Origin of the sequence: Paenibacillus xylanexedens, from assembly GCF_007680605.1 — a bacterium.
Lineage (GTDB): Bacteria > Bacillota > Bacilli > Paenibacillales > Paenibacillaceae > Paenibacillus > Paenibacillus xylanexedens_B.
The window spans coordinates 458632-469619 of the sequence record NZ_VEIO01000002.1; the positions used below are offsets into that span (position 1 = coordinate 458632).

Here is a 10988-nt window from a genome sequence, read left to right on the forward strand (position 1 = left end):
GAGAAAAGCACTAAATTGAAATGTGGCGAAAGTTGTCATGAGGGGGAAATTATATGTTTAGCCGATTTAAAATCAAGAGCATCGGTCTGCGTATCAGCATCGCATTTTACCTGTTAATCCTCTGTTTAATTATTCTGAGTGTTACCATCATTGGCCGGATGAATTCAATTGAGACCAACACAAACGATATTACAGGGAATTGGATGCCTTCGATCCAGAAGATCAACCAATTAAATTATTCAACTGAACATGTTTTGTCACTGAGTTATCGTTACTTTGATGCTGAGGAAGCGGACAAGGCCAAACTTAACGAAGAGCGCACCAAGTATATTCGTGAAACTGCCCAGACGATTGCCATCTACGATAAACAGGCAAAGTCTGCAGAAGAGAATGAGCACTGGACATCGTTTAAGAGCAAATGGGAAGACTATCTTAAAATTAATGCACAAGCCATTCGAATCAGTGATGAAGGACAGACTGAGCTTGCCAAAGAGGTTGCTGGCAAAGGGGCAGATTCGTTTGATTTGATGCAGGTCGATCTGGATTATCTCGTCAATTACAACCAGCAACAATCAGATCTATCGGCATCCCAAACCATTCGATCTGTGCAAGACGGCAGATTGTCCGTTATTATAGGCGTGCTTGCAATGATTATCATAACTGCCATTTTTGTTCCGATCATCCGTACTCAGGTGGTCAAACCGCTACTTCGTGTTATCAGTGCTGTTAAATTGATCGCGGAAGGTCAATTGAACGTGCAGGACATCCATACTAAACATGAAGATGAAGTGGGTGCCCTGGCGAAAGCAGTCAATGAGATGAAAGGTAACCTGACCTCGATGGTGCTTAATGTAAGGCGTGTAGCTGAATCGGTAAATCGTCAGAGTAGCGAATTGGCCATTGCTTCGGAAGAAGTGAAGATCGGCAGTCAGCAAATTGCGATCACAATGGAGGAATCGGCTAAGGCGGCGGAGAGTCAGGCTCAAACCGCTGTGGAGTCGGCTCGCACGGTGGAAGATTTGAATAATCATATTCAGCAACATGCGGAACAGGGAAATCAGCTTCGTATGATGTCCAATCAAGTGTTGGAGCAGGGACAGAGCGGCCGCAAATCCATGGAAGAATCCGTACAACAGATGCAACAGATTGCCAGCTCGGTATCGTCCTCGATGAGCAAGATGGAGCAGCTAAACCGTAAAAATGAAGACATTTCCAAGCTGGTTTTGGTGATTCACGACATTGCTCGCCAAACCAACTTACTCGCGTTGAATGCATCGATTGAAGCTGCACGGGCTGGAGAGAGTGGACGCGGTTTTGCTGTTGTAGCATCGGAGGTCCGGAAATTGTCAGAAGCAGTCCAAGCTTCCGTTGAAGAAATTACGACCATCACTCAGGATATCCAGCAAGATTCACAGGGTGTAGTGAACGAGCTACGTGTTGGCGTTCAAGAAACGGAATTAGGGCAGGAGCGTATGCTTACGTCAGGTAAGTTGTTCAGAACCATCAACACATCCGTAGAAGGCATGGTAGAGGTAATTGGCACGATGTCGGAAGGACTTTCAGGTATGGAACAGAGCAGTGGCCTGATGAATGACTTCAGTCAGCAGATTTCTGCAGTCTCTGAACAATCGGCGGCCAGTGTGGAGGAAGTCTCTGCATCGGCTGAAGAGCAAGTCGGTTCTATGGAGACCATCAGCAGTAATATCCAAACGTTGAAGGAACTGTCTGACGATCTGCTCACATCTATTGAAAAATTAAAAGTATAAGTCGTTCTTTATAATAGTAGAAACAGGGTAAAACGATTGTTTGAACAGGTGGGTTTGTGGTTGAATTTTAAGTTTAAGATCAGGTCCTAAAATTAAAGTTGAAAGGGATATCCAGCAATGGGATCCCTTATTTTTTTGAATTAAACTTGAAAAGTATAACCAAGAAACGAGGGTGATTATGATGGCAGCTACATATATATACATCTTTGCATGTCATGAAAATGAACGTGAGTTATGCCATCTTGAATTGAGTACATTGCTTAGGCCGGATTCAGAAATGCGCATTGCCAATAGTTCTTATATTAGGTCTGAGCGATGTATCCCGCCGGGAAGAAGTCCATTTATTCATGGACGGCTGAATGTATTGGGTGAAGGAAACTCCATTACGGAGCTACTCCCTATAGCTGGAAACATTCGTTTACGGCAGGATGAGACATTTAAGGTCGTTTGTCTGAAGGCAGGAGATGCTCCACCTGACTATGCTCAGGCACGGAAGATTGAAAAAGAAATCGGGATGTGCATCCATGGAAAGGCTCAGATGAAGCAACCTAAAGTGACTTTCGGACTAATCAAAATAGGTCTAAAATGGATCTTGGGTCAGTGGACAGAAGCGGAGAAATCGTGGCATATCCATCAGCAGAAGCCGCAAAACTACTCGACAGGCTTCGGTGTCACCTTAGCAAGGGCGCTGGTAAACGTTGCTGTTCCAGAGGCAGAAAATCATCGTTTGCTGGATCCATGCTGTGGAATGGGAACGGTTGTCATTGAAGCTTTATCCATGGGAATTGATACCGTAGGCAATGATCTTAATGCACTTGCTGTGCGCGGAGCAAAAGTTAATCTACCTCATTTCGGGTATGATGCCAATCGAATTACTTTGGGAGACATGAGGGATCTGGAAGGTGAGTATGATTCGGCAATTTTCGACATGCCTTATAATCTTTGTTCGGTTCTTCCCGATCAAGAACAGCGAGAGATGATCCAGAAATTGCGCAAGTTATGCAAACGAGCTGTCGTCGTTTCCACAGAGTGGGTACAGGCTCACTTGCTGGAATCAGGATGGACGATAGAAAAGTACATAACGGTGCGTAAAGGCACGTTTGTACGTCATGTCTGGGTGTGTATGTGATGATCTGGATGTGCATGTAATTATACGTTAGAGTGCATAATAAACACTCCACGAAGGAAGAGAGAAAGAATCCTTCGTGGAGTGTTTTGTCGTTCCAAATTGATCCATAGTGAATGAGCATCACGTTAAACAAGTTGCATGGGAACGGGTGTTTGTGTTAATATTTATGACTATAATCGACAAGGTTGAGCGGAAGAGTTTTACCTGCAACGTAGGCTTCCAGATTTTTGATGAAAATATCGAGAGCGCGATGCGTATATTGTTCTGTACTTCCTGCAATGTGAGGTGTAATTAACACATTTTCCATCCCCCATAACGGGTGGCTTGATGGAAGGGGTTCCTCTTCGAACACGTCCAGAGCAGCGAAGGCAATTTTGCCGCTTTGCAGGGCAGCCAGCAACGCTTCTGTGTTTACACTGGGGCCGCGACCTACATTGACAAAACACGCATCATTCTTGAAATGGTTAAAGGTATTCTGATCGTAAATATGCCGGGTTTCATCGGTCAATGGCAGAATGTTAATTACATAGTCACCTTGGCTGAGAGCTTCATGCAGTCCGGACATATCATACATACGGTCAACATGGGGCACGTCTTTTCCTGAGCGTCGTACTCCAATTGTGCGCATCCCCAGAGCTTGTAATACACGGGCTGTTTCGGTACCAATCTCGCCGACTCCGACAATAACAGCTGTCTTACCATGTAACTCAGGCAGTGCTTTTCCAGGATTCTTCCATTCAGCCTGTTGCTGATACAGCATAGCTTGTCTTAACCAGCGACTGTGGGATAACATCATACCCAAAATGATTTCTGTAATAGGAATGGCATGAACGCCGTTGGCGCTGGTCACCTGAATATTATTTTGTTGTAGCTCGGCGAATGGGAGATTATCTACACCGGCTGACCAGACCTGAATCCATTTCAAAGGGCTGTCCTTATGCAGAGCGTGTTCAGTTACAAGAGGAGACCAGCCCAGTATAATTTCGGCTTCTTTTAATTCGCTCGGATCCAGATCCTTGGCTTTACCCACTTTGATCGTGTATCCTGGCGCAGCCTTCTGGATCTGTTGCTGTTGTTCTTCGGACAGAGATGGAAAACATACGATTTTACCCATAATGTGTGTGCCTCCTGAGATCGATGAATTAGTCTTGTCAAGTGTATCAGATTCAGTGTATCCTGTGCATGAAAATGGAAAATTCAGGAACGAAGTCTGATATGCAAAATCTATATTGTGTGTCACTCTATATTTACCCAGCTTGAAATGATATGCATAGTTATGGAATAATAGAGCGAACTTTAGAGAGGTGTATGCAATGAATGCCCCAAAACTTCAAGAACATGCATCCAGACGGGAACGTCTGTTTATTGCTGTGCGTCTGCCTGAATCTGTTCAGCAGTTTCTTCATATGCAGGCCAAGTTAATACGGAACAAGCTTGATTTTCGTAAGTGGACAGACCAAAGAGATTATCATATTACCTTGCAATTCCTGGGGGATACGTTGATGAGTGATGTCGGTCATATTCGGGCAGCTTTGCACAACGTAGCCGCTGATTTTCATACATTTGACCTACAGCTATCGGAATGGGGAACGTTTGGTTTGGAGAAAACACCGAAAGTTCTCTGGAGAGGTGTTAACGGAGATGTAGAGCGATTACATCAGTTACAGCAAAAAATTGTAAAGTCCACAAAAAGTTTGGGTTTTGAAGCCGAGTTAAGACCTTATCGTCCACATGTTACTGTAGCCAGAAAATATCTTGGATCGCTTCCTGGTATAGATCATGATGGAGTTTTCGAAATCGTTACAGAACATGCTTCTCATGGAAATTCATGGTCAGTAGACGGTTTTGTACTTTATGTGACAAGGCTTGGACAAACGCCAATGTATGAGACAGTGGATGCGTTTTCATTTTCCTGAAAAACTTTTTAATGCCATAAACTCACATTGACATTGTGTTTATCCCTATGTAATATTAGCCATCGTTATTCAAATTCTTTTTTTTGGGTTACTAAGATTAGGGAATTGTTTCGATAGGAGGAATCTTCGAATGGAAATTATAAGCAAGAATCGTTGGGTAGCACCGATGTTATCAGTGCTGCTTGTATGTATAGTGGGGGTAAATGTCGTTCAGGCGACGGGGAAATGGAATGAAGCGAGTGATAGTAAACAGATGACGGAGCTTGCGTCTTCGGCGCATAACAACCCATCATTTCCGCAAGAACAGAGGCGAATGATGGAAGATGGGACAAGTCTATCTTCTGACACGTCTGGACAATCCGTAACATGGACGAATGCTTTGCCAGCAAAAAACTGGCTTTTGACTGCTCAGGAAGAGCGCGAGCAACAGGAAGCTGCGGCTAAACAAAAAGCCCAAGCTATCGCTACGGCCAAAGCCAAAAAAGAAGCTGCTCTGAAATTGGCTAAAATGGAACATGCCAAAGCGGCGGCTGCGATGTCAACTCCCCCCCAACAACTTTACTTTACGCGGACCAAACTTTTGAATCAGGATGATGCGAAACTCGCAACCTGGTCTTACAGTGTGTCCGATAAAGAGCTGCATCTGCTACAAAAAATTGTCATGGCAGAAGCGGAAGGCGAACCGTACAAAGGCAAAGTGGCAGTTGCCAACGTTGTCTTAAACCGGCTGCGGTCAGCCAATTTTCCCGATACCATTTACAAGGTCATCCATCAAAAATCACAGTTCAGCCCTGTGGCGAATGGACGACTAAAACGGGTAACCCCGAATGAAGATAGCATCAAAGCTGTAAATGCTGCACTTAACGGCCAGAAGGAAGTGTCAGATGATACGTATTATTTTTTATCTTTGACGCTTGCTGATGATCTGACAGTGGCTCGTACGAAGAAAGAAGTAAAAACGATTGGGCATCATACTTTTTACAAGTAAAGTACCTAAAAATTCTGCAAACAGGCAGGGTAGTTAACAATGTGAGTGTCACATCAGCCCTGAATCTTGTAAAGTTGCAGTTTTATTTCGTCATTTTTGTAAGTATCTTTGATTGTAATTTACCCATTTTTTTGGTAGATCATACGATGAAATGCAATAGAAATAAAAAAGGTTCCCCTTCATTCTCTGAAGGGGAACCTTTTTGCTTTTTCGTATTCGTTTAAGCACTTGATTGATTGTGTATTGATTATTGCGTCCTCAGGCCGATGCTAAGGCCCCTTAGAGAGGTTATAAAGGGAGTCTGGTACCAGACAAAGGTCTGTTTGTAATGCCTGCTGAGAAACGCTCTAGAGACGTAGTTGTAACCTCTGTTGTTGCAGGGAAGAGTAAATCGTGAACAGCTTGAGCACAACGGGTTGGATCATAAGCTGGTGAATGTCCTGTTATATACCTTTTGTTCTTCTTAGGCAGACTACCTTGCTTATGCTGATTTTCAGACAACTCCCGGAATCGATTTGTTATGACATCCTTAGAGTGAATGACCTCTCCATATCCAGCTTGTACAAAATATTCGCAGTTCTCCTCTTCCTGTCCTGGCAGTGGAGGGATAAAGAGCATCGGAAGGCCTTTAGCCATCGCTTCCGTACATGTCATGCCTCCTGGCTTGGTGATCAGGACGTCCGAAACATCCATGAGTCTGCTGACCTCCTTCGTGTATCCCAGAATACGGATGTTGGGATGCTGGAAGCAAGGGATTTCTTTCATTTTATCAATCATCTTCTGGTTGCTTCCCAGGCAGAAGATTAATTGAACCCGGTCTGCCCAGGATGCGAGAGTTTTCATATGTTCCTCGTCAAAAGAAAGCCCCCAACCGCCCCCCATAAGCAACGCTGTTGGCATATTCTGCAGTCCCATCTCTTCTCTGAGCTTGACCCTATCCCCAGACTCCCAAAAATCAGGGTGTACAGGAATGCCTGTAATCTGGATCTGTGAGGAAGGGACCCCTCGAATCTCTAGCAAGGCTTTAACTTGAGGAGTAGAAACCAGATATTTGTTTACCTCCGGGTTGATCCATGTTCCATGCACGTCATAATCCGTGATCAACGTATAAAGCGGAATATTCAGTCCTTGACGTTTAAGTCTGGAAATAACCGCATTAGGAAACGGATGGGTACAGATTACAATATCCGGCTTCAACTGGGATACGACCTGCGCCGTCTGGGTATAGAAGATACGGTGCAACGCCAGTTTGGTTAAGCCGTTTAAAGATTTGTTGTACTGTGTGCGGTACAACAGGCTGACAAGTTTGGGTTGAACCGATAGTGTCTTTCGATATGCAGAAAAGATCAGTGGAGCGACGGTCGGATTCAAAAATTTCCCTAGTTCGATAACGCGACTGTGAACATGAGGACTTACTTTTTTGATGCCATGAGCCAGAGCATGAGCCGCCTGTGTATGACCAGTACCGAATCCTTCTGATAATAAGAGCACTCTTGGTTTTCGCATGAGTTCACCTTTATTCATAAGTTTGAGTTAAAATTAATATTTGAATGAGAACAGTTTCGTACGTTTTAAGTAAGGACAGTTATGCTAGGTTTGTTACTTAATGAATATACAGCAAAACAAGGAATCATGTTTCATCCAAAAATATTTACACCGTATAACCTGATTTGAGACAGCAAACTTCAGTTATATGCGGATTGTTTGAGTCATCTTACACTATAGACGACGGCGCTGACAGTTTCCACTGCATTTCGGTTAAAAAATATTAATACATTTTTTTATTGTTAGGCTTGCAATCTTATTTTCAAGGTGATATTGTAGTTTTTGACCGAATGACCATTTTGTATTTTTGGTCATTTTATAGAGAGCGATGAAATCACTCGTCACAATATATATGAAGCAAGGAGGGGATAAGATGGCTCCGATCGACAGGAGACAGCAGGTGATTCATGCAGCCGCCCAGTCGTTTGCCATGTTTGGATACAAAGCGACTACGATGGATCAAGTGGCCAAGATCGCCAATGTAGGCAAAGGCACGATCTACACCTTTTTCACGAATAAAGAACAGCTGTTTGATCAGATCCTCGTGGAAGTCATACAGGAAATGAAAAATATTGCGCAGCGTGAAGTGCATCAGGAAAGTACTTTTTTTGATAACTTGTTTCGCGTGCTGGATGCGCTGTTGGAATTCCGCCGTGATCACGAGCTGCTCGTGAAACTGTCACAGGAATTGAAGGATTTCGGAACGTTGCAGGCCAAAGAAGGTCTGGAAAAAGTGGAGAAGGTTATTTCCGATTTTCTGGCCCGCGAACTGGAGAAAGCAAGAATTAGTGGAGAAATACGCGATTGCGATCCGCAAGTTGTCGCTTTTATGATGATTCGATTGTATATCGCATTGACCTCTGACTGGAGTAAACATCACGAGCCGCTTAGCAAAGAGGAAATCAAGAACTACTTTCGTCTTTTCTTAATGGAAGGCATAGCTGCGATCAGTCCGGTTGATTGAAACTCGCTTGTCGAAAGACAAGTTTGTTTTTTGCTCTGGACTGACCGTTTGAGAGAATTGGTCATCACGTATTTCGGTAAAAATACCAGAGTTTTTCATTCTGTTTTCATATTGGTTATTCCTGCTGTCTAGCAGAGAGATTAAGGGGAGAAAATGACATGAAATCATTAAACGTGTTTTTCAAGGATTTGGGATCAGCCGTGAGAAACCCGAAGGTGTTGATCCCTGTAATTGCGATATTATTTATACCGATCCTGTACAGCGGCATTTATTTGGCGGCTTACTGGGATCCTTATGGTAATGTGGATAAACTGCCGGTAGCCGTAGTTAATCTGGATAAAGGCGCCGAACTGGAAGGAAAATCACTTCATGTCGGTAAGGACCTTATCGATGAACTGAAGAAAAATGAAGATTTCAAATGGGACTTTGTCAGTGCCACTCAGGCCAAGGATGGCATGCAAAACGACAAGTATTACATGCAGATCACCATTCCTGAGAACTTTTCGTCCCAAGCGACAACATTGCTTAATGATAAGCCAGCACCAGCAGAACTGATCTATGAGCCGAACGGCAATTATAACTTCGTAGGTGCGCAAATCGGTAAAACGGCAATTAAAGATTTGAAGGCTAAAGTTTCAGCCAAAGTTACTGAGTCTTATGCAGAAACGTTGTTAGATAAATTCTCCGAAGTGTCGGATGGCTTGGCTGAAGCAGGCAACGGTGCCGGAGATTTGAAGACTGGTGCTGGAAAGCTCGACGACGGGGCCGTGAAACTGAAGGATAATCTGGCTAAGCTTGCATCCGGCACATTGAAACTTCAGGATGGATTAGCTCCGTTAAGTAACGGAGTTACTGCACTGCATAATGGAGCTTCGAAGCTTGAAAATGGAACGACAAGTCTAGTTTCAGGGTTACAGCAACTTCATGAAGCAGCTACGGGGCAGCTTCAAAGTGGGGCTGACCAGTTGAAAGAAGGAAGCGACAAGCTGGCCTCCGGCCTGCAATCTTCATTGGATGGCGCAAACAAGCTGCAAGCAGGCCTGCAATCATCCGAACAAGGCAGTGCGAAGCTGTCTGACGGTCTGCAATCAGCAGTTCAGGGCAGTGGAACATTGGCAACCGGCCTGCAATCCGCTGTGGATGGTAGCAGTAAAGTTGCCGATGGCGCACAGGGAGTGGCAGCCGGATTGAAGCAACTGGCAGCAAGCAACCCGGAACTGGCGGCAAGCGCTGATGTTCAAAAGCTGATTGCAGCGAGTCAGGCTGTTGCTGACGGCAGTGCACAGTTGCGTGAAAGCGAGGAGAAGCTGGCTCAAGGGGCGGATCAACTCCACCAAGGTAATCAGCAACTGGCTACGGGTGCAACTGAACTGCATGGAGGTCAACAGCAACTGCTTGCAGGTGCCACTCAATTGGTAGATGGACAGAAGCAACTGCTCGCAGGTGCTGGACAGCTCAGTCAGGGTGGAGCAAAACTATCGGGCGGCTTGCAACAATTCAGTAGTAAATTGGGTGAAGCAACCACTGGCGGTACACAACTGGCAGCTGGTGCGAAACAGCTAGGTACAGGTACGGCTGCATTGCAGTCAGGTGTTGGGAAACTTAGCGGCGGTGTTTCATCTCTCGCTGACGGTTCCAAACAGCTGGGTGACGGAGCCGGTAAACTGGCTAATGGCCTTACAGAACTGAAAGACGGTTCAGGTGAACTGGCAACGAAGCTGAAGGATGCTGCTCAGAAAACGTCCGAAGTGAAGAAAACAGATGAAGTTGTGAATATGTTTGCAGAACCGGTTAGCTCTTCCGAGAACAAGGCAGAGAACGTAAGTAATTATGGAACAGGCATGACACCATTTTTCCTGTCCATCGGTCTGTTTGTAGGATCACTGATCTCTACGATCGTTCTGAAAATGCGTGAAACGTCTGTACCTGGAGCAACAGGCTGGAATCGTTTCGTAAGCCGTACATTGATATTTGGTTCGGTGAGCATCTTCCAGTCGGTTATTGTAGCAAGCTTTATGCTTTACGGTCTCGGACTAGAGACACATAGTACAGGACTGTTTTATCTGTTTACGATTATAACGGGTCTAACCTTCATGCTGATCGTTCAGGCGCTGGTTACTTGGCTCGATCTGCCTGGACGTTATGTGATCATCTTGCTATTGGTCTTCCAGCTTGCAGGAAGTGCGGGTACATTCCCGGTAGAACTGATTCCTTCATGGCTGCAGTCCATCAGTCAGTGGCTACCAATGACACACAGCATTATGGGGCTCAGAGCTGTTGTCTCCAGCGGTAATTTCAATGTGATGTGGCATCAGGCTGAAATATTGAGCGTCTATGCAGCTATATCTGTGTTGCTTACGCTAACGTACTTCCTCCTGAACGGCCGACGTACGAAGAGAGAAGCCGAAGTAGCCGAAAGCGGTCAACCTTTGACTGTATAATAATGAATGAAGCAAGACGATAATTGCAGAACTTTTTGCAAAAAAAAGTTAAAGCATATGTATCGAAATTATGCAATATAGTAGTCAAATAGTACAAATGGCCTGCGGCGTTAAAATAAGCCGCAGGCCATTTTGTATTCAATAGTATGAAAATAGAAAGTTATATTGGAAGCTGAAGCATGAAAATTGCGAAAATATGGTCAAACGCAGGCTGGATATGGAACGATTTTCTTTTATCA

The 10988-nt window shown here is 44.6% G+C and carries 8 protein-coding genes; 6 read left to right on the forward strand and 2 right to left on the reverse strand.

Annotated elements, in window-relative coordinates; all coding sequences use genetic code 11:
- The first annotated feature begins 53 nt into the window (after positions 1-53).
- Positions 54-1766 (forward strand): methyl-accepting chemotaxis protein, encoded by a 1713-nt coding sequence (locus FS818_RS16610; protein WP_145333245.1) that lies wholly within the window; start codon positions 54-56, stop codon positions 1764-1766.
- Positions 1767-1947: 181 nt separating this feature from the next.
- Positions 1948-2895: a TRM11 family SAM-dependent methyltransferase gene (locus FS818_RS16615; protein WP_260989894.1), complete on the forward strand. Its 948-nt coding sequence runs from the start codon at positions 1948-1950 to the stop codon at positions 2893-2895.
- Between the two features lie 157 nt (positions 2896-3052).
- Here FS818_RS16615 and FS818_RS16620 read toward each other — a convergent pair whose 3' ends face one another.
- A complete protein-coding gene (locus tag FS818_RS16620; protein WP_145333247.1) occupies positions 3053-4009 on the reverse strand; it encodes a D-2-hydroxyacid dehydrogenase in 957 nt (318 codons plus the stop codon).
- Between the two features lie 199 nt (positions 4010-4208).
- Here FS818_RS16620 and thpR point away from each other — a divergent pair, with 199 nt between their 5' ends.
- Together thpR and FS818_RS16630 are read left to right on the forward strand one after the other, a co-directional pair.
- Positions 4209-4811 carry an RNA 2',3'-cyclic phosphodiesterase gene (gene thpR, locus FS818_RS16625; protein WP_145333248.1) on the forward strand — a complete coding sequence of 201 codons (603 nt, stop codon included), beginning with the start codon at positions 4209-4211 and terminating at the stop codon, positions 4809-4811.
- 130 nt (positions 4812-4941) lie between these two features.
- Complete coding sequence (locus tag FS818_RS16630) at positions 4942-5799, forward strand: cell wall hydrolase (protein ID WP_145333249.1); 858 nt, start codon at positions 4942-4944, stop codon at positions 5797-5799.
- Positions 5800-6087: 288 nt separating this feature from the next.
- Here the strand turns inward: FS818_RS16630 and FS818_RS16635 are convergent, their stop codons facing one another.
- A complete protein-coding gene (locus FS818_RS16635) occupies positions 6088-7305 on the reverse strand; it encodes an MGDG synthase family glycosyltransferase (protein ID WP_145333501.1) in 1218 nt (405 codons plus the stop codon).
- Positions 7306-7717: 412 nt separating this feature from the next.
- On the opposite strand from FS818_RS16635, the gene FS818_RS16640 reads away from it, so the two are divergent.
- Together FS818_RS16640 and FS818_RS16645 are read left to right on the forward strand one after the other, a co-directional pair.
- On the forward strand, positions 7718-8308 hold the full coding sequence (locus FS818_RS16640) for a TetR/AcrR family transcriptional regulator (RefSeq protein ID WP_145333250.1): 591 nt from the start codon (positions 7718-7720) through the stop codon (positions 8306-8308).
- 158 nt (positions 8309-8466) lie between these two features.
- Positions 8467-10749: a YhgE/Pip family protein gene (locus FS818_RS16645; protein WP_145333251.1), complete on the forward strand. Its 2283-nt coding sequence runs from the start codon at positions 8467-8469 to the stop codon at positions 10747-10749.
- Positions 10750-10988 lie beyond the last annotated feature (239 nt).